Source organism: Amycolatopsis sp. NPDC054798, from assembly GCF_053611505.1.
This window is the reverse complement of the sequence record NZ_JBSHAM010000089.1, coordinates 1-18858: the sequence shown is the minus strand read 5'-3', so window position 1 is coordinate 18858 and position 18858 is coordinate 1. Positions and strand designations below refer to the sequence as shown.

Sequence of the window (18858 nt, the reverse complement as noted above, 5' to 3'; positions counted from 1 at the left end):
TTGCTGACCTGGCACCGGGGAAGGTGCGCCAGGGTCAAAGAGCGGACAGAGGCCTCACGGCATCCGCGTCGAACGGCGTACCCGCGTCCCCCGACGACGCAGGTTCGCCCGGGGCGTCTCCTAGAAGACGCCCGGCAGAACTTCCTCCCGAGCCTGTGCGTAGCTGTCCTCGTGTTCGTCCAGGTAGCCCTGCCACGCCTGGGCGTCCCAGATTTCGAGCCGGGTGATCGCGCCGATCACCACGCACTCCTTGTTGAGCCCCGCGTACCGGCGAAGCTCCGGCGCGATGGCGACGCGCCCTTGCCCGTCCGGACGCTGCTCGTCCGTCCCGGCGAACAGGTAGCGCTGGTAGGCCCGCACCGCCTCGTTCGTGAACGGGGCTTCGGCGACCTTCCTGGCCATCTGCTCGAACTCGGCGCGGGGGAAGACGAAGAGACAGTGGTCCTGCCCCTTGGTGACCATCAGCCCGCCGGCCAAGGCTTCGCGGAACTTCGCGGGCAGCGTGAGCCGCCCTTTGTCGTCCAGCTTCGGGGTGTGGGTGCCGAGGAACACCGGCCTCCACCTCCCTACCGAATCCGGTTGGCTCCCCGCCCGGTTTCGGCTCGGGGGCTCCCTTCCGCCCCACTGGCCACCACCGTACCCCACTTTTCACCACAGTCAACGCGTCCCGCCGCCGTGCCACTCCGTCGAGTGGCGCGTTTGCGCAGGTCACGGAGGTGGGTCCAGGTGGGGGCCGGGTGGGGGGACCGTGGCGAAGATCCCCCGCACCGGGGTCTCTCGCAACCTCGGAAGGCCTGAAACGTCCGCGTTTCGGCAGCGTGCGGACCCAAGGTGGGGGCTGGTGGGGGATCCGGTGGGGCCTGGTGGGGAACCGGGTGGCGCGCGGTGGGGGAAGGCGGTGGGGCCTGGTGGGGGCGTTGTGGGGAGCCCCGCGCGCGCTCGGCCGGGCTGAGCGGTGGGGACGGGTGGGGGGGCGATGCGGAAGCTGACCGGGTGGGGCCGAGTGGGGCGCTGCCGGAAGCACCACTCGGCTCAGCCCAGCCAGGTCATGACCGGTGCGCCGAACCCCGTGCAGCGACGTGGAGACCGGCCGAGACAACGCAGGGCACCGTCCACTCGCGACACCCGCGAACCGCCGCCGTCCGCGTCAGACGGTCCGCGTCAGACCGCCCGGCTCACCCCGGCACCAGCTCCATCACCCGCTCGGCCAGCCGGGGACTGTCCACAGGAGACACCGTCACCCACTCCTGCCCGCCGCGCCCCGGCGAGCACACCGCCGAATACGCCCCGGCGTCCGTGTCGAACCAGGTCAGGCCGCCGGTCCGGGTCAGCTTGCCCGACCGGTCGCGGACGTGGACGGTGAACTGGCCCGCCGCGTACACCGGCCGGGACTGGATCGCCCGCAGCTCCTCGCCCTGCGCGCCGCCGGGCGGCTCCCCCGCCGCGGGCAGCCGGACGCCGTAGCCGGGACCGGCCGAAAGCTCGGGCAGCACGTCGACGATCGCCGAGGCCAGTTCGCTCTCGCCGATGTCGCGCACGCCGATCGTCCGCGACGGCTGCACGGCCAGCACGGCGTCGCGTCCCCGGACCGCGGCGACCGCGCGGAACGGTTCGTCGGCGGTCATGTCCGCGAGCGCCTCGCACTCCACATACCGTTCCGCGCGCGCCAGCACGCGCAAGCTGTTCTCCAGGGCGGCGTCGAGGCGGCCGTCGAAGAGACCGCGTTCGCCGAGGTTCCGGTAGACCTCCGCGCGGATCGCGGTCCGGTCGGCGTCGGTCTCCCCCACGCTGCGCACCGCCAGCGGCGCGGGCGGGGCGTCGAGGCCGAGGTCGGCCCAGACGATGTCGAACGCGGACGCGGACAGGCTGATCAAGCCGGCCCCGCGCCGAGCGGCGGGACCGCGGGGAAACCGCCTTCGGGCACGAGCCCGCGCAACGCCGTGTCCCGGGTGCGCAGGACGTCGATCGCCTTCTGCCGGGCCGCCTCGGCTTCGGCGCGGCGCTCGTCCATCGCGGACGACAGCCCGGCCAGTGCCACCAGGTTCCCGCTCGCCGCTGCGGAGCGGATCATCGCCGCCGGGTCGAAGTCCACCGGCGCGGGCATGTCCGCGCGCGCCCGCGCGGCGACCTCGGCCTGCCCGTGCACGGCCTCCCCGACCTTCGCCGACACCACCGAGGTTTCGGCCAGCCAGTCCGACGCTTTGCCGAGCACCTTCCGCATCGCGTCGCCGGCGTCGCCCTGCCAGGTTTCCTCGCTGCCGGCGGACAACGCGACCAGCCCGCCGATCGAGTCCTCGAGCCGTTGCGACAGCCCGGTCCAGCGTGCGCCCGATTCGCCGGCCGCGGCCGGGTCGTTGCCGTCGGCCGCCTGCGCGGCCAGCGCCGCGTGGCTGAACGCTTCGTACCGGGCCGTCGGCTCGGGGACCGGGGACTCAGCCGGGGTGTCAGTCACGACTCTCCTCCTCGCACGGGTTCACGGCAGCTTCGGCTCGACCAGTCCGGCCACGTCCGACGCCCGCGAGCAGGCGAGCGCGGAGTCGGCGAAGTTCGCGTTGTTCACGTCGATCTGCACGCTCTGCCCGCCGCCGACGTCGAGCAGCACCGCGCAGGTCCCGCGGCCGCCGGACACCTGCACCGCCTGGTGCGAGCCGACGTCTTTCTTGGTGCGCTTGCCGTCGGAGAGGTCGAGGTTGGCCAGGCCGTTGGTTTCGTCGAGGGTGACGGTGACGCCGAAGGCCGAGGGCACGGTCCAGTCGCAGGCGCGCGCTTCGCCGATCGTCTTCGGCTTGCCCAGCACGGTGAGCCCGGCCGACGACCGGTCCTGCGGCGAAAGCAGCGTGCAGGGGTCGAGCTTGGCCAGCGACGCGGCCGGGGAAGACGGCGGCGCGGGGGCCGGAGGTCCGCCGTCCGCGGGCGCGGCGTGCGAGATGCCGGGCATCCGGCCGCACGAGACCAGCACCGCAAGCCCGGCGAGCGGGAGAAGAAGGAGCGCGGCGCGTGCCGCGGAACGGTCAGCCACCGGTGCAGTCCACGCCCTCGGCGGCTTCGCTGTCCTGGTCGCGGTATTTCTCCAGGGCTCCGCCGATGCGTTTCTTCAGGCCGGCGATCTCTTTCCCGAACGCGGTGAGTTGGTCGACCGCCGACCCGTCGCGGCCGAGGCCGTACTTCGCCATGAACGCGCCGACCTCGCCGGCGTATCCGCCGCCGAGCGGCACCGACCGGCCGAGCACCGCGGCCTCGCGGACCATCTCGCCGACGACGTCCTGCAGCTCGCCGAGCTTGGCGTAGGTCGCGGACGCCAGCTCGGGCGTGACCGCGAACCGGCCGCCGGACAGTCCCGGGAGCCCGGCTTTCCGTTCCGCCTCGGCCTCGCTCATGCCCGGATGCACCTCTTCCGACGTCGAACCGTGATCGGGCGACTTCGTTTCGGAGCATACGACAGTGCATACGGTCAGCGGGATCACCTGAAAATGCCTCATAATCACTCGTAAGAAGGAGCGCCGAGGTGGCTGGGCGTCACCATGAAACGATCTCGGGGTTCCGCCGCCCCGTTTTCCCGGGTTTGACACACTGGGGAGAACGCTGGGCAGGCGCGCATCCCCGCCGGTTCCCGTCCAGCTATGCGCCACCAGGAGGTCGAGTGACGTCGAGAATCCAGTCCGCTTCCCCCGCCGGAGGGCACGGCGACGGGTCCGGGCAGCCGCCGTACCCGGCGGTCGAGTCCGCGGACGGGCTGGCGCGGGTCCCGGCGGCCGGGCTCGGCGAACTGCACGACGCCGCCCGCCGGATCGCCGCGAACGTGGAGCGCGTCCTCGTCGGCAAACCGGACGTCATCCGGATCGCGCTGGTGACCCTCCTGGCCGAGGGCCACCTGCTCGTCGAGGACGTGCCCGGCGTCGGCAAGACCTCGCTCGCGAAGGCGCTCGCGCGCTCGATCGACTGCACCGTCAGCCGCGTCCAGTTCACGCCCGACCTGCTGCCCAGCGACGTCACCGGCGTCTCCATCTACAACCGGCAGACCGGCGAGTTCGAGTTCCGGCCCGGCCCGGTGTTCGCGAACATCGTGGTGGGCGACGAGATCAACCGGGCCTCGCCGAAAACGCAGTCCGCGCTGCTGGAGTGCATGGAAGAGCACCAGGTCACGGTCGACACGAGCACCTACCGGCTCGGCGCGCCGTTCATGGTCATCGCGACGCAGAACCCGATCGAGATGGAGGGCACCTACGCGCTGCCCGAGGCCCAGCGCGACCGGTTCACCGCGCGGGTGTCCATCGGCTACCCCGACCAGCAGGCCGAGCTGGCCATGGTCGACGAGCATTCCGGGCACAATCCGCTCGCGGACCTGGAGCCGGTGTCCGACGGCGAGACGATGCTGCGGCTGATCGAGACCGTCCGCGGCGTGCACATCGCGCCGGAGGTCCGCCGGTACGCCGTCGAGGTCGTGTCGGCGACCCGGCAGGTGCCGGAGATCCGGCTCGGCGCGTCGCCGCGCGCGACGCTGCACCTGGTCCGGGCCGCGCGGGCGCAGGCCGCGCTGTCCGGGCGCGACTACGTGGTGCCCGACGACCTGCACACGGTCGCCGTGCCCGTGCTGGCGCACCGGCTGGTGCTCACGACCGAGGCGCACGCCGCCCGCCGTTCGGCGACCGACGTGGTCCGCGCGGTGCTGCACCGCGTCCCCGTCCCCCAGGGCTCGGCCCGCTGAGGCGCGTCCCGCTACCCCACTAGGGAATCCGCATGCTGCGCGCGCTGTCCGGCCTCACCACCCGAGGCCGTTGCCTCCTCGCCGCCGGGATCGCGGCCGCGGTGTGCTCGCTGGTGCTCAACGAACGCGACCTGCTGCGGGTCGCGGTGTTCGTGGTCGCCCTGCCGCTGCTGGTCGCCGCCTACATCTCGGCGACCCGGCTGCGCCTCGGCGCCGCGCGCTCCCTGCGCCCGGACCGGGTCTCGGCGGGGTCGGCCGGCGAGGTCGACCTGGAACTGTGGCGCAGCGGACGGCTGCCCGGCGGCGAGGTGCTGCTGGAGGACGGCGTGCCGTACGCGCTGGGCTCCCGCCCGCGGTTCGTGGTCGAACGGCTGCCGCACGACCGGCGCGTGCTGCTGCGGTATCCGCTGCGGCCGGGGATGCGCGGCATCCAGCAGGTCGGCCCGCTGCGCGCGACGATCACCGACCCGTTCGGGCTGTGCGAGTTCGAACGGGAGCTGATCGGCCATTCGCGGCTGGTCGTCGTGCCGCGCGTGGTTCCGCTGTGGGGCCTGCCCGGCGGCGCCGGGGCCGGCGCGGGCGACGACGGAAGCGTCCGGCTGCATTCCGGGCAGGGCGAGCCGGACGTGATCGTCCGGCACTACCGCACCGGCGACGACATGCGGAAGGTGCACTGGCGTTCGACCGCGCGCCGCGACGAGATCATGGTCCGCATCGAGGAACGCCCCTGGCGCGGCGGCACGACAGTATTGCTGGACCACCGCGCGGCCGCGCACCACGGCAGCGGCCCGGCGGCGAGCCTGGAGTGGGCGGTCTCGTTCGCCGCTTCGGTGTCGCTGCATCTGCGGCGCACCGGCCACCGGGTCCGGCTGGTGACCGAGCACGGCGTCTCGCTGGCCGACTCCCCCGGCGACGGCGGCGAAGGCTACGACAACCTGGTGCTCGACGCGCTGGCCGCGCTCCAGCCGGCGCACCAGCGGGACGTGACGCTCGGCCACGATCCGGCCGAAGGACAGGAACTGATCGCGATCCTGGGCACGGTGAGCGCGGAATCGGTGCACGAGCTGACGCGGTACCGGGCGCGCGGGGTCCGCAGCCTCGCCGTTCTCCTGGACACTCCGGCCTGGGCGGGTTCGGCCTCGCCGGACCACCTCGCCGCGGCGACGGAGGAGTCGGCGGACCTGCTGCGCGGGGCGGGCTGGGGCGTCGTGGTGGCCGGTCCGCGGACGCCGATGCCCGAGGTGTGGGGGCTGCTGTGCCGCGCGGGCACCCACCGGTCGACAGTGATCGGCGGGACGCGATGAAGCTGGCGACGACCGTCGTGCGCGGCGATCACTGTTCTTACCGGGATCGCCGCGCACGAGCACGCAGGGGGAACCGATGACCACCACCGCTCCCCGCCCGTCCGGCGCGCCGCCGATCCCGCACACGCCCACCCCGCAGCCGACCGATCCCCCGCCCGCGTGGCGGAGCAGCGTGCTGCCGCCGATCGCCGCCGGGCTCGCGACGCTGTGCGCGGCCACGTCCCTGACCAGCGTCGTCTCCGGCTGGGCCTGGTTCGGATACCTCTTCGTGGCCGTCGTGCTGGTCGCGGGCACCGGGCTGGCGCTGCGGTCGCTGCGCGCGCCGACCGTCGTCGCCGGGTTCGGGCAGCTGCTCGTGCTGCTGTTCCTCATCACCGGGGCGTTCACGACGCAGGGCGTGCTCACGATTTTCCCCGGCCCCACCGCCTTCGGCGAAATGCAGGCCACGCTCGCCGCCGCCGCCGAGCAGATCCGGACCGGCCTCCCGCCGGTCGACAGCACGCAGCCGATCCTGTGCCTGGTCACGATCGCGGTCGGCCTGGTCGCGGTCCTGGTCGACACGCTCGCCGTCGCCGCGGCGGCACCGGCGGCGACCGGGCTCGTGCTGCTCTGCGTGTACGCGGTGCCCGCGGCGCTGTCGGACGACCTGATGCCGTGGTGGACCTTCGTGCTCGGCGCGGGAGCGTTCGCGTGCCTGCTCGCCCTCGACGGCAACCACCGGCACCGCCGCTGGCGCAACCGCGACGCACCCGGCTCCGGCGGCCTGCTGCGGCTCGCGCAAGCCCCGGTGGCCGTGGTCAGCTCGGCGATCGTGCTCGGCCTGCTCGGCGGCGGGATCACCATGGTCGGGACCGTCGGCAAGATCCCGTTCGGGTCCGGCCCCGGCGGCGACGGGGACGGGACCGGCGGGTTCGGCATCGCGCCGTTCACGCAGCTGCGCGGACTGCTCGACCAGGGCCAGAACACCGAACTGTTCCAGGTCCGCGGCCTCGGCCCGGACCGGCGCCTGCTGCGCGCGTTCACTTTGGACACCTACACCCCGAACAAGGGCTGGGGCCTGCGCGCCGGCGGCCAGGCGCAGACCGGCGTGCTCGCGAACAGCACGCTGCCTGCCGCCCCCGGCGACGATGGCACCGGCGTGTCGCGGCAGATCCAGATCCAGCCGACGCGCTGGGTCGACAACTGGCTGCCGGTCTACGGAGCCCCGCGCGCACTCCGCGGCGTGCCGCCGCAGTGGCTGTACGACCGGGTCAGCGGCTCGGTGTTCACCACGACGAGCGAACCCGCTCCGGCGTACGTGGAAACCGCGTCGCTGAAGGAGCCGACCGCCGCGGAATTGCGGGACGCCGAACCGAAATCCGACGAGATCCCTGGGCTGTACACGCGGATCGGCCAGGTCGACAAACGGGTCGCGGCGCTGACCGAACAGCTCATCGCGGGCAAGACGAACAACTTCGACCGGGCGACCGCGCTGTGGCAGTACTTCAGCGCGCAGAACGGTTTCGTATACGACACGAAAACCGCCGACGCCACCGACGCCGACGCTCTCGCCGACTTCATCCTCAAGGGAAAACGGGGCTACTGCGAGCAATACGCGTCGGCGATGGCGGTGATGCTGCGGGTCGCGCACATCCCCGCGCGCGTCGCGATCGGCTTCACCCCGGGCGTTTCCAAGGGCGACTACCAGTCGATCAGCTCGCAGGACGCGCACGCGTGGGTCGAGGCGTACTTCGGGGACAAGGGCTGGGTCAGCTTCGACCCGACCCCGCTCGCCGACGGACGCGGCATCGTCCCGCCGTACCTGCAGCAGAACACCCATAACCCGCAACAGCCCAACGCGACCGACGACCTTCCGACGGCCTCGCGCTCCGCTTCCCCGTCCACCGGCGCGTCGACGGACAAGACCCACGACCAGGCGACCCCCGCCGCCCCGGCCGACAGCACCCCGGACGACAGCTGGCTGACCTGGCTGGCCCTGGTGCTGGCGGTCCTCGGCGCCGCCGCCGTGGCCGCGTCTTACTTCCTGCGCCGCCGCCCGCGTCCCGGCGCGGCCCCGTCCCCGTCCGGCGTCCCGCCCGGTGCGGCTCCCGACGGCAATGTGCTGGTCAGAAACGCAGTCACCGCCCCCACTCCGCTGAGCCTGGCCGCGCTGTGGCTGCCGCTGACCGGAGCCGTCCTGCTGGTCGCCGCGATCGGCCTGCTGGCCGGGACGGTGTCGTGGTGGTTCGCCGTGATTGTCGTCCTGATCCTCGCCGCGACCGGCGGCCCCGCCGCGATCCGGGACCTGAAGCGCCGCCGCCGCCTCCAGACCATCGCGACGCATTCGCCCGGCGCGGCCGACGCGGCCTGGCGCGAACTGAAGGCGGAGTGCGCGGACCGGGACCTGCCGATCTCCGACAGCGACACGGTCCGTGTGGCCGGCGGGAAGATCGCCGAACGCCATCGTCTGGACGAGCCTGGCCGGGAAGCCCTGCGCACCGTGCTGGGCGCGGTGGAACGAAGCTGGTACAGCGAAGAGGCGGCTCCGGATCCGGCGCTGGAGCCCGCTTTCGGACAGCTGCGGGACAGCCTGCGCCGGACAGCTCCGTTGTCTCTGCGGGGGCGGTTGTTCCCGAGGTCGGTGCTCCGCCGACGGCGGTGAGCTTGCCTCGGAACGTTGTCTGGGAATTCGCGGGTCAGTCAGCGCGGATCTGTTTGGCCAGCGGTCGAGTGGCCCCGGGTCGGCGCAGGCGGCGACCCGGGGCCATTCCGCATCGCTACGAGCGGTTCTCGTGCCGAGAATGGTTAAGAACGCGCTCCTCTCTCACTTCTGCAGGGCGGCGCGGAGGAACTCGAGGATCTCTGCCTGGGCTGCCTCGGCTTGTGGTTCCACCCCCGGCAGAGTCAGAAACGCGTGCTTCGCGCCCGGGTACTCGGTGAGCCGCACCGAAGTACCCGACTCGCGGAGCCGCTCGGCGTAGCGGCGACCATGGTCGGCGACGGCGTCTTGGGTCGGCACCACCACGAGCGCCGGAGCGAGCCCGCTCAGGTCGTCGGCGTACAGCGGGGAGACGGCGGCGGCGTCGGCTCCCGGCGGGACTGCGAGCCGCTGGAAGAGCTTCAGCAGCGGCCGGGCCCGGGACGGGTGGTAGGCGTATTCGGTCATCGAGGGGTAGTCGAACATCGTCTCGGTCACGTCGGCGACGGGGTTGACCAGCACTTGTGCCTTGAGCTCCAGACCAGCTTCCCTAGCGCGGACGGCCGCGAGAGCGCTGATCAGCGCGCCGCAGCTCTCCCCGAACACGGCCACGCGCGCCGGGTCGATGCCCCACTCCGCGGCCTCCCGCCGCACGTGCCGGAGCATGTCCCAGCCGTCGTCAGCGGCGTCCGCGAGCGGGCTGCCCGGGGCGAGGAGGCGGTGCTCGACCGAGACGACGACCGCGGGCAACCGCGCGGCGAGGCGACTGCTGGTCCAGTCGCACTGCGCGGCCGTGCCGACGAAGCCGCCTCCGTGGACGTGAACCACCAGCGGCAGGCCAGTCCGGCCTGCGGCTTCACCGCCTCGCGCTGGCCGGTAAACGCGGACCGGCAGGTCGCGGCCGGGCAGCGCGATCTCCCGCCACTCAATCACGGCCCCTGGGTCCGGTTCTCCGAGTAGCGCCCGCGCCGCGCCGGAGGCCCGGAAGCGGTTCTCCGCTTCGCGGTAGACAAGCAGTTCTTCGGTCGTGATCACCGCGAAGTCCGGCTCCGGCGGTCGCGGCGCGGCAACGAGTTCGCTCATGTTCCTTCTTCCCCAGTCGATGCGCCGAGCGCGTCCTCCTGCTCGCCCGGCCCTTTGCCCTCATTATGCACACAGTGTGTGCAACGACAAGTGCATAAGTTATGCTGGGCCGGGCGAAAGGGGCGAGATGACTGGCCGCAGGCGATGGTCGACCGACGAAATCCTGGACACGGCGGCGGATCTGCTGCGCACGAGCGACGCCGAGTCGTTCAGCGTGCGCAAACTCGCCGCTGCGCTCGGGACCGACCCCTCGAGCCTCTACCGGCATTTCCGCAACAAGACCGAACTGCTGCGCGCGGTCGCCGACCGGATCCTGCTGGCCGCCATGGACGGCTACCGCCCCGAAGGCGATTGGAAGCAGCGCATCACCGCACTAGGCCTGCGCCTGCACGAGGCCTTCGGCGAGCAGCCTCAACTCGCGACGGTGTGGGGACGTTACGCGTCCGGCGGCACGGGATCCCGGCTGGTCATGGAGGAACTGCTGCAGGCCTTGCGCTCGTCCGGCCTGCCCGACGAGCAGGTCCCGGTGCGATACCACCGCATCGTGGTCCTTCTCGCCGCGCTGATCGCGTCCGAGGCAGGCATCAGCACCGTCACTGCCGAGGAATACGAGCAAGGGCTCGAGCAGTTTCGCGTCGCCGTGCTCGGCGCCGATCCCGAACGCTTCCCCGCCCTGGCCTTCTTCGCCCGCGACGTCCGCCCCCTCGGGGCAGACCGCCGCGCCGCGTTCGAGGAAATCCTGGCCGGGCACCTTGCGCAGATCGAGGCCAGGATCCCCTGATCCGCCGGATCGTCAGCGGGATGCGGCACCGGACAGCCGGGCGATCGTTCGGACCGTCCTGCCCGGGAAACCCCGAGCAATTCGCCCTTTCACGCTGCGGCCAGCAACCGCCGGATCTCGGGCGCGACCAGCGTCCTTGAACCGGTGCCTCAAGCCCGACCGGTACGTCAGCTGCCAGGGTTCGGCAAGCCACAGCGACATTCCCGGCCGCTCCGGTCGATTTCGAACCGGCGACGCAGCCGCGTAAGCGGAGGTCGCCGCAGCGGGCAAGCCCGGCCCCGGACGCCGCCCGAACCGGCACGGCCGCGGCATTCCCTCGGAACCGTTCCCACGGCAGGCCGGATCCAGCGCCGCGCCGACCGCCGCCGACAGTCACCCGTCGACGCCGCCGCCCAGTTTCCCGGCCACGCCATTCCCCAGAACCGCGCCCACCGCAGGCCCGATCCAGCACCGCGCCGACCGCCGCCGGGAATCACCCGTCGGCCGCCCGCCGCGCATTCCAGAAGCGAACGGACCGAGCACGCTCCTTGCCCGCACCTTCGCGGAGTCGGGGAACCCGTGTCCCGCTAGCCGGTGCAGTCCGGGCCCGCGCACGAGAATCCGCGCTCCGCCCCGAGGGGAAAAGCGCGGATTCGCCGTCGTGCTATTGGCCTTCGAAGCGCTGGCGGAAACGTTCCTCCATGCGCTGCGTGAAGGAGCTCTTGCGGCCGGATTGCTTCCCCCCGCCGCCTCCGTCGTCATGGCTGTTCGCATCGCCGCCGTCGCTGTGGCGCAGCGACGTGACGGCCATCATGACCCCGAAGAACATCACGAGGAACCCGAGCACGCTGACCACCGGCACGTCGGCGACCCGCAACACCGGGATCACCACGCCCAGCACCAGCAGCGCGACGCCCACCACGAACAGGGCGATCCCCTGGATGCGCCGACGGCGCGCGGGTCGGCGCAACCGGGTGCCACGCACCGTGGATGCGAACTTGGGGTCCTCGGCATAGAGCTCGCGCTCGATCTGGTCGAGCAGCCGCTGCTCATGCTCGGAGAGTGGCATCTTTCCTCCTCCGGCACAGCTGTCGCGGGCGCCGGGCCGCGCAACGTCCTGGACCCAACAGCCAACCCCAGGCGGGGTGGCACTGTCCAGGATACGAGCCCCGCGCTCGTCCGACTACCCGATCCCCGATCCGGAAATGATCGAATCGGGGGAATTCCCGCACAACGCGGGTTGACAGTGCGTCACCGCGACCGAAGTCACCCCATTCGGCGCAGGCCAGGCCGCTGCGCCGCCCTGCCGGCCTCCCCCGCGCGGGGTCCCTCGTCACGGAGAGAAACCGTCCCAGCGCCGACCACTCGCCCTGCCGAAGCCCCGGCCGGGCGGATCTTCCGCCGATCGATACCCTCTGGCATTTCCTCACTTGAACGCTGCCGAGATCGGCAATTCCCCACTGCTCGAAGACCCGGGAGTCTGTTTACTCAGCGCGACCGCTCAGGGGCCTGCTTCGGGCGTCCGCGCAGCCGATGCCGGACCCCTATTGCCGACCAAGTGCTCATCCCGGTGAACTGCCCGCGAACCCGCCGAGAGGGACGAATCCGGCAGGGCCGCCGGGATGCCCGGCCGGAGAAGGTCCGCCGGGGACGGTGCCTAGGCCGCCCGCCCCGATCAGCTGACGGTGCGACGAACCGGTCTCGCTCGCGCGAGCCCAGCCGCCCTTTCGCAGACAGCCCAGCCTCACGCCTCCGGACGGCTGTTTGCTCCCCGAGCCTCAGCCCCTGGGTCTCACCGCGCCCGGGTTTCATTGCCGAGCCCCATCCCTCCGGGACTTCATCCCCTGAGCTTCACCCCTCCGGGCTCCACTCCCCGGATCTCAAGCCGCTAGGTCTTAACCCGCCCGGCCCCGCTCCCCGAATCTGCCCCCACGCCTTCTCGCACGCGGACTGTCCTGCTTCTCGGGCCCAACCCTCCCGCGCCGCACTCCCCGAGCCGAACTTCCCAGGCCTCACTCCGCGGACTCGACCCACCAGGCTCGGTTCTCCAGGCCCTGGCCGGAGCTCAGGGCACAACCCTCCTGGCCCCAGGCTCGACCCTTCCGGCTTCACTCCCCCCGGACCCAGTCCCGGGGCTCGACCCTCCCCGATCGCACTTCCAGCCCCACCCCACGGCTCGACCCTCCCCCGCCTCACTCCTCCCGAGGAGAAAGCAGCGAAGCAGGCCGAATCGCCGCCGAGCCGAACTTCAGTCTCGCCACGTCCGCCGCCACCTCGGCGTCCCGCCAGCGCGGCTCGTCGTTCGAGAACGACAGCTGCTCCCCCTCGTCACCGGTGTCCAGGCCCTCTACCCGCACCCCGATCAGCCGAACAGCTCCAGTCGGCGCGTGCTCGGTCAGAAGCTCAACAGCCGTGCGGTGGATGTCGCGCGCCACGTCCGTCGCCGAAAGCACAGTGCGCGCCCGGGTGATCGTGCGGAAATCGGCGAACCGCACCTTGATCGACACCGTCCTCCCGCGCAGCCCGCGCGACCGGAGCGTCGCCCCGACCCGTTCGGACAGTCGCAGGAGTTCCAGGCTCAGCTCGCCGCGGTTCAGGACGTCGACGTCGAAGGTGTGCTCGGCTCCGATGGACTTCTCCGCCGACTCCGGCTCGACGGCCCGGTCGTCATGGCCGTTCGCCAGCGCCCACAGGTGGTCGCCGACGGCCCGGCCCACCGCGCGCCGCAGCCGTGCGGGTGGGGTGGCGGCGACGTCCGCGATCGTGTGCCAGCCGTGTTGCCGCAGCTGTTCCTCGGTCCGCTTCCCGACTCCCCACAGCGCCGACACCGGCAGCGGGTGCAGGAACTCCAGCGTCTCGGCCGCGGGGACGATCACCATCCCGTCCGGTTTGGCCATCCCCGAAGCCAGTTTCGCCACGAATTTCACCTTCGCGACGCCGACCGAGCACGTGATCCCGTGTTCGGCCTGCACTTGTTCCCGAATCCGCGCCCCCAGCGCGCCCGGAGTGGCCCCCAGCCGCCGCAGGGCTCCGCCTACGTCCAGGAACGCCTCGTCCAGGCTCAGCGGCTCGACCAGCGGCGTGAGCTGCCGGAAAATCCCCATGACGCCGCGCGAGACCTCGCCGTACAGCCCGGGCGTCGGCTGGATGCAGACCAGCTGCGGGCAGAGCCGTTTCGCCGTGGCGAACGGCATGGCCGAGCGCACGCCGAAACGCCGTGCCGGGTAGCTCGCCGCGGCGACGACCGAGCGCGGGCCGCCGCCGGACACGACGACCGGCTGGTCCGCCAGCTCCGGGCGCGTGCGCAGTTCGCACGACACGAAGAAGGCGTCCATGTCCACGTGCAGAATCGAGCAGCCGGTGTCGTCCGGCAGGTCGGTCGCGCCCGTGGTGACGCGGTAGCGGGCCATCCCGCTCGGCAGTTCGGCGTTTCTCCCCACGCCTCCGGACGCTACCCGCCGCCACCGACAATTCCCGGAGCTCGAGTCCCGGCGACCACACCTACGGGTGGTGCGACACTTCGGCAGGCCAGCGGTCGCGGCGAAAAACGAGCCGTCAGCCTCGCCGGGCGATGGCGTGCAACCGGCCCGCGACGTCGCGCAGTGCGGGCACCGCCGAAGCGCTCAGCTCGAACTCGGCCAGTTCGTCCTCGCGGACGCCGCCCGGCACGACGTCCGAGATCACCCGGTCGCCCTGCAGCAGCGTGACCTCCAGGCCGGCCGCCACGAGCGAATCGGTCAGCCCGGCGCTGTCGTACCGGCGCAGTACGGTGTCCCCCGCGACGACGCCGTCGGAGCCTTCCAGCAGCTGCTGTGCCTCGGAGATCCGCCCGGCCAGCGCGCGATGCAGCACGGCCGCGGTGCGGTTGGCCACCAGCACCGACACGGCGCCGCCCGGAGAAACGGCCGCGGCGAGCGCGGCGAGCACCGCGCGCGGGTCGTCCACGACCTCCAGCAGGCCGTGCGCCAGCACCAGGTCCGCCGACCCGGCAGGGACGTGCGCGCCCAGTGCGTCGGAGTCGTCCGCGATGACCGTGATCCGGCCGGAGACGCCCTCCTCTTCGGCGCGCCGGCGCAGCGTCGCGAGCGCGTTCGGGTTCGGTTCCACCACGGTGACCAGGCATCCGGCCGAGGCGAACGGCACCGCCCAGCCGCCGCTCCCGCCGCCGACGTCGACGACGACCGGCTGCTCCACGCCGCGGGCGCGGGCGGCCCGCAGTTCGGCCTCGAGCGCCCGGCGAACAGCGCCCGAACCCCGGGCGGCCACGGTGTCGGTCTTCATGGCCGACAGGGTAATGGCCGCCGGTCACTTGCCGTGACCCGCGTGGGCGCCGCAGCGGCGTTCGCCACCTTCCGGGCTACCGCCCCGGGGCGCGGCCCGTAGGCTGTGTCGAGTGCACACGGTCGCCGTTCTCAGCCTCAAGGGTGGTGTCGGCAAAACGACGGTCGCGCTCGGTATCGCGTCGGCCGCGCTGCGTCGGGGAACCCGCACGCTCGTAGCCGACCTCGACCCGCAGGGCAACGCCACCACCTCGCTCGACCCGCCGTTCACCGACGCGACGCTCGCCGACGTGCTCGAGACGCCCGCGCGGGCCGTTCTCGAGCGCGCGATCGCGCCGAGCGTCTGGAGCGAGGAGATCGACGTGCTGGTCGGCGCCGAGGAGCTGGAGTCGCTCAACGAACCCGATTCCGACGGCCGCCGGCTGGAGAACCTTTCCCGCGCGCTCGACGAGCTGCACCAGCACCCCCTGCGCGAGGACCCGTACGAACTGGCGATCATCGACTGCCCGCCGTCGCTCGGCCGGCTCACCAAATCGGCGCTCGTGGCCGCGGACAGCGCACTGATTGTGACTGAGCCCACAATGTATGCGGTCGCGGGCGCTCAGCGCGCGCTCGAGGCGATCGAACGGATCCGCGAGGACAACAATCCGTCGCTGCGGCCGATCGGCGTGCTGGTGAACAAGCTGCGCGTGCGGTCGTACGAGCACCAGTTCCGGGTCGCGGAGCTGCGCGAGAACTTCGGCTCGCTGGTGATGCCGACCGCGATCCCGGACCGGCTCGCGGTGCAGCAGGCCCAGGGCGCGTGCAGCCCGATCCACGAATGGCATTCCCCTGGCGCACAGGAGATCGCGCTGACCTTCAACATGGTCCTCGCCAAGATCCTGCGCTCCAACCGCGCCGGACGGCACCGCGTGCGCGCCGAGGAAGAAGCCGCGCAGGCGGAAGTGCCGGAAACCGCAGGCTGAACCGTGCCCGAGGGCGACACCGTATTCCTGGCCGGAAAGCTGCTCGACCGCGCGCTCGCCGGGAAAACGTTGGTGCGCGGCGAATTCCGGCATCCCGAGCTGGCCACTGCGGACCTCGCGGGCCGGGAGGTGCACGGCGTCGCCACCGTCGGCAAGCACCTCTTCACGCGCTTCTCCGGCGACTTGACGTTGCACAGCCATCTCCGGATGGACGGCTCGTGGAAGATCCAGCCCGCGGGCGCGAAGTGGCCGATGCCCGCCCATCACGCGCGCGTCGTGCTGATGACCGAGGACGTCCAGGCGATCGGTTTCCGGTTGCACGACCTGAAACTGGTGCCTACCGACGAGGAGCACAGCCTCGTCGCCCACCTCGGCCCGGACCTCCTGGATCCACAGTGGACGGACGAGCACGCCGCGCTGGCCGCCGCCAACCTCGCCGCGAAACCGGACCGCGAACTCGGCGACGCCCTGCTGGACCAGCGGATCATGGCCGGTGTCGGCAACCTGTACAAATGCGAGATCTCTTTCCTGCTGCGGGTTTCCCCGTGGACCCCAGTGTCCGAAGTGGACCCCGCGAAGGCGGTGGCGCTCGCCCGGAAACTCCTGGTCGCCAACGCCTGGCGGCACGAGCAGGCCACCACCGGCGACCTCCGCCGCGGACGGCGCACCTGGGTCTACGAACGCACCCGCCAAGGCTGTTTCCGCTGCGGCGGCCCGCTGCTGGTGCGCCAGCAGGGTGACGGACAGTACCAACGCCCGACCTGGTGCTGCCCGCACTGCCAGCCCGGACCCGTCCCGGCCGATGGACCGCCGCGCAAATGATGTTGCCGTACCGAGAGGTTCGCGGTTAGCGTGGCAGTACACGAGAGAGGAGGTGGTCCTAAGTTGTATTCACACAGGACTCGTGAGGTGGCTGTCCGCTAGCGGATGGCACGTGTTGGGACTTTGAGCAGCGATGCAACTGAGCCACCTTCGGCTCATCGCCTGCTTCACGTGCTGCCTGCTGACGAATACCAGGCAGTCACCGGGTTCCCGGGGTTCTCGAGCACCGGTCCGGCTCGAGCCTGGACGCTGACGGCGTCCAGGAGGCACCCCGGGAATTTCCATGTCCGCACGGGCCGCGCGTGCCGATCACCGCGGCGGTTCCTGCGGAGCGGCAGAAGTCGCTAGGCTTGGAGGATGCTCAGGCCGGACTATCCGATCAGCACCGAACGCCTGCTCCTCCGCCCGTTCCGGGACGACGATCTCGATGCCCTGAACTCGTTCCAGTCCCGCGCGGACGTGGTCCGCTACCTTTACTGGGGACCGCGCAGCCGCGCTGAATCCGCGGCCGCGCTGGCGAAACGCGTCCACAGCTCGACGCTGTCGGAGGAAGGCCAGTTCCTCGCCGTCGCCGTGGAACTCGCCGAAACCGGGCAGCTCATCGGCGACCTCAACCTCGAATACCTCAGCGCCGAACACCGCCAAGGCGAGATCGGCTTCGTCTTCCACCCCGACCACCACGGCAAAGGCCTGGCCTTGGAGGCGACCCGCGAAGTCCTGCGGCTCGGCTTCGAAGACCTGGGCCTGCACCGCATCATCGGCCGCTGCGACGGCCGCAACACCGCGTCGGCGGCGTTGATGGAACGCCTGGGCATGCGCCAGGAAGCACGGCTGCGGGAAAACGAGATCGTCAAGGGCGAATGGACCGACGAACTGGTCTACGCCATGCTCGAAGACGAGTGGAAAGCCGGAACCGCACGGAGGAACTGACGCCTCCCCCGCTTGGGTTCTCGCGGTCAGGAGCCGGGGTGTTTCGGCGGGGCAGCGCCGAAACATGGCTTGCCTCAAGCCTGGTGTTCCCGGCCCCGCGCTGCCGGACGCGACCTCGGGTGCCTTTCCCCGCGAGTCGCGCCCCGTTGCCGTGAGGGGAACCCTCACGGAACCAGATTCCCTCAGAGGGTGTTGTGGAACCTGGGTGGTTAGTCGTTGGTGTCTTCTGCTAGGCGGCGTGCTGCTTCGGTTTCGATGGGGCCGCGGGGTTCGATGTGTTCGTCGGCGAGGCGCGCGGCCATCAGCCGGATCATCGCGAACTGGATCATCGCCTCGGCGTGGGCGGTTTTGCGCTCGTAGTCGCGGGTCAAGCGTCTGCACCTCGTCAGCCAGCCGAAGGTTCGTTCCACCACCCACCGTCGGGGAAGCACCTGGAAGCCTTTCACCTCCGCGTTCCGGGGCACCGCCACGATCTCTATGTTCTCGCTCTCGCGAGCCCAGTCCACCAGCGTGGCGTCTTTCGAGTTGACGTAGCCGCCGTCGACCCACACCAAGCCGAGCCGCGGAAACCGCGCCCGGAGCCCGGCCAGCAGCAGCCGGGCCCCGGGACGGTCCTGCACCGACGCCGACGTCACCGCCACGCCCAGGATCAGCCCGAGCGTGTCGACCAGGACATGCCGTTTGCGGCCCCGCACCCGTTTCCCCGCGTCGTAGCCGATCTCCTCGCCGCCCTCGACGGTTTTCACCGACTGCGAGTCCAGGACCGCGGCCGAGGGCCGCGGGTCGCGGCCCTCGCGTTCGCGGACCCGGCCGCGCAGGACGTCGTGCACACGCGCCCAGGTGCCGTCGGCGGTCCAGGCCGCGAACACCCGATACGCCGTGCTCCACGGCGCGAGATCACGCGGCGCCAGCCGCCACGCGCACCCGCTGACCAGCACATAACTGATCGTGTCGATCACCAGCCGACGCGAATGCACCCGCGGCCGCCCGCCCAGGCTCCGGCGGGTCCTGGGCAGCAGCGGCTCGACCACCGCCCACTGCGCATCCGTCAACGACGAGTCATAAGCCGGTTTACAGGCACACACGCACACTCGGCCTGATGATCACCACACCACACCGCTACCACAGCCGACACACCGAGCTAATCACCAGGTTTCACAACACCCTCTCAGGGTTCCCCTCACAGACGTCGCCCGCCGAAGCTCCCGCCGCAGTTGTGTGCGGTGAGGGGAACCCTCACAGCCCCTGATTCCCCCAGGGTTCCCCTCACGACCTTCGACGGGCCGTGAAGGGCTCCTTCACGTACCTGGATTCCCTCAAGGAGCCCTTCAC

17 protein-coding genes are annotated in these 18858 nt (G+C 71.5%); 7 read left to right on the top strand and 10 right to left on the bottom strand.

Features of this window, described 5'->3' with window-relative positions; genetic code table 11:
- Nucleotides 1-120: 120 nt before the first annotated feature.
- The 5 genes from mraZ to ACWGIC_RS36135 form a co-directional block, all read right to left on the bottom strand.
- Nucleotides 121-552, bottom strand: a complete 432-nt coding sequence (gene mraZ, locus ACWGIC_RS36155; protein WP_009080393.1) for a division/cell wall cluster transcriptional repressor MraZ — start codon at nt 550-552, stop codon at nt 121-123.
- 623 nt (nt 553-1175) lie between these two features.
- Nucleotides 1176-1874 carry an ESX secretion-associated protein EspG gene (locus ACWGIC_RS36150; protein WP_452080425.1) on the bottom strand — a complete coding sequence of 233 codons (699 nt, stop codon included), beginning with the start codon at nt 1872-1874 and terminating at the stop codon, nt 1176-1178.
- Nucleotides 1871-2452 carry a PE-PGRS family protein gene (locus ACWGIC_RS36145; RefSeq protein ID WP_452080424.1) on the bottom strand — a complete coding sequence of 194 codons (582 nt, stop codon included), beginning with the start codon at nt 2450-2452 and terminating at the stop codon, nt 1871-1873. Before ACWGIC_RS36145 ends, ACWGIC_RS36150 begins: the two co-directional genes overlap by 4 nt.
- A gap of 21 nt (nt 2453-2473) precedes the next feature.
- Entirely contained in the window at nt 2474-3019 is a 546-nt protein-coding gene (locus ACWGIC_RS36140; protein ID WP_452080423.1) for a DUF3558 domain-containing protein, read from the bottom strand.
- A complete protein-coding gene (locus ACWGIC_RS36135; protein ID WP_452080422.1) occupies nt 3012-3377 on the bottom strand; it encodes a hypothetical protein in 366 nt (121 codons plus the stop codon). Before ACWGIC_RS36135 ends, ACWGIC_RS36140 begins: the two co-directional genes overlap by 8 nt.
- 263 nt (nt 3378-3640) lie before the next feature.
- Here ACWGIC_RS36135 and ACWGIC_RS36130 point away from each other — a divergent pair, with 263 nt between their 5' ends.
- The 3 genes from ACWGIC_RS36130 (at nt 3641) to ACWGIC_RS36120 (ending at nt 8650) form a co-directional block, all read left to right on the top strand.
- Nucleotides 3641-4705 (top strand): AAA family ATPase, encoded by a 1065-nt coding sequence (locus tag ACWGIC_RS36130; RefSeq protein WP_452080421.1) that lies wholly within the window; start codon nt 3641-3643, stop codon nt 4703-4705.
- A 32-nt stretch (nt 4706-4737) separates the two neighbouring features.
- The gene (locus ACWGIC_RS36125) at nt 4738-6009 is read left to right on the top strand and encodes a DUF58 domain-containing protein (protein ID WP_452080420.1); all 1272 of its coding nucleotides are present in this window, start codon (nt 4738-4740) and stop codon (nt 6007-6009) included.
- 76 nt (nt 6010-6085) lie between these two features.
- A complete protein-coding gene (locus tag ACWGIC_RS36120; protein ID WP_452080419.1) occupies nt 6086-8650 on the top strand; it encodes a transglutaminase family protein in 2565 nt (854 codons plus the stop codon).
- Nucleotides 8651-8812: 162 nt separating this feature from the next.
- Here ACWGIC_RS36120 and ACWGIC_RS36115 read toward each other — a convergent pair whose 3' ends face one another.
- Nucleotides 8813-9769, bottom strand: coding sequence for an alpha/beta hydrolase (locus tag ACWGIC_RS36115; protein WP_452080418.1), 957 nt, complete (start codon nt 9767-9769; stop codon nt 8813-8815).
- A gap of 127 nt (nt 9770-9896) precedes the next feature.
- Between ACWGIC_RS36115 and ACWGIC_RS36110 the strand changes: the two genes are divergently transcribed.
- Nucleotides 9897-10550 carry a TetR/AcrR family transcriptional regulator gene (locus ACWGIC_RS36110; RefSeq protein ID WP_452080417.1) on the top strand — a complete coding sequence of 218 codons (654 nt, stop codon included), beginning with the start codon at nt 9897-9899 and terminating at the stop codon, nt 10548-10550.
- Nucleotides 10551-11193: 643 nt separating this feature from the next.
- On the opposite strand, the gene ACWGIC_RS36105 is transcribed toward ACWGIC_RS36110, so the two are convergent.
- From ACWGIC_RS36105 to ACWGIC_RS36095, 3 genes are all read right to left on the bottom strand, one after another.
- Nucleotides 11194-11598 carry a DUF3040 domain-containing protein gene (locus ACWGIC_RS36105; protein WP_452080416.1) on the bottom strand — a complete coding sequence of 135 codons (405 nt, stop codon included), beginning with the start codon at nt 11596-11598 and terminating at the stop codon, nt 11194-11196.
- Nucleotides 11599-12721: 1123 nt separating this feature from the next.
- Nucleotides 12722-13939: a DNA polymerase IV gene (gene dinB, locus ACWGIC_RS36100; RefSeq protein ID WP_452080436.1), complete on the bottom strand. Its 1218-nt coding sequence runs from the start codon at nt 13937-13939 to the stop codon at nt 12722-12724.
- A 145-nt stretch (nt 13940-14084) separates the two neighbouring features.
- Nucleotides 14085-14810, bottom strand: a complete 726-nt coding sequence (locus tag ACWGIC_RS36095; protein WP_452080415.1) for a methyltransferase domain-containing protein — start codon at nt 14808-14810, stop codon at nt 14085-14087.
- A gap of 112 nt (nt 14811-14922) precedes the next feature.
- Here ACWGIC_RS36095 and ACWGIC_RS36090 point away from each other — a divergent pair, with 112 nt between their 5' ends.
- The 3 genes from ACWGIC_RS36090 (at nt 14923) to ACWGIC_RS36080 (ending at nt 17526) form a co-directional block, all read left to right on the top strand.
- Nucleotides 14923-15774, top strand: coding sequence for a ParA family protein (locus ACWGIC_RS36090; RefSeq protein WP_452080414.1), 852 nt, complete (start codon nt 14923-14925; stop codon nt 15772-15774).
- 3 nt (nt 15775-15777) lie between these two features.
- Entirely contained in the window at nt 15778-16596 is an 819-nt protein-coding gene (locus ACWGIC_RS36085) for an Fpg/Nei family DNA glycosylase (protein WP_452080413.1), read from the top strand.
- Nucleotides 16597-16953: 357 nt separating this feature from the next.
- Nucleotides 16954-17526, top strand: a complete 573-nt coding sequence (locus ACWGIC_RS36080) for a GNAT family N-acetyltransferase (protein WP_452080412.1) — start codon at nt 16954-16956, stop codon at nt 17524-17526.
- Nucleotides 17527-17735: 209 nt separating this feature from the next.
- Here ACWGIC_RS36080 and ACWGIC_RS36075 read toward each other — a convergent pair whose 3' ends face one another.
- Nucleotides 17736-18617, bottom strand: coding sequence for an IS5 family transposase (locus ACWGIC_RS36075; protein ID WP_452080411.1), 882 nt, complete (start codon nt 18615-18617; stop codon nt 17736-17738).
- Between the last annotated feature and the right edge of the window lie 241 nt (nt 18618-18858).

Coding starts and splice junctions, on each gene's coding strand:
- ACWGIC_RS36135 (WP_452080422.1), bottom strand. CDS start 3,377: ATGAGCGAGGCCGAGGCGGAACGGAAAGCCGGGCTCCCGGGACTGTCC.
- ACWGIC_RS36125 (WP_452080420.1), top strand. CDS start 4,738: ATGCTGCGCGCGCTGTCCGGCCTCACCACCCGAGGCCGTTGCCTCCTC.
- ACWGIC_RS36120 (WP_452080419.1), top strand. CDS start 6,086: ATGACCACCACCGCTCCCCGCCCGTCCGGCGCGCCGCCGATCCCGCAC.
- ACWGIC_RS36115 (WP_452080418.1), bottom strand. CDS start 9,769: ATGAGCGAACTCGTTGCCGCGCCGCGACCGCCGGAGCCGGACTTCGCG.
- ACWGIC_RS36110 (WP_452080417.1), top strand. CDS start 9,897: ATGACTGGCCGCAGGCGATGGTCGACCGACGAAATCCTGGACACGGCG.
- ACWGIC_RS36105 (WP_452080416.1), bottom strand. CDS start 11,598: ATGCCACTCTCCGAGCATGAGCAGCGGCTGCTCGACCAGATCGAGCGC.
- dinB (WP_452080436.1), bottom strand. CDS start 13,939: ATGGCCCGCTACCGCGTCACCACGGGCGCGACCGACCTGCCGGACGAC.
- ACWGIC_RS36095 (WP_452080415.1), bottom strand. CDS start 14,810: ATGAAGACCGACACCGTGGCCGCCCGGGGTTCGGGCGCTGTTCGCCGG.
- ACWGIC_RS36080 (WP_452080412.1), top strand. CDS start 16,954: ATGCTCAGGCCGGACTATCCGATCAGCACCGAACGCCTGCTCCTCCGC.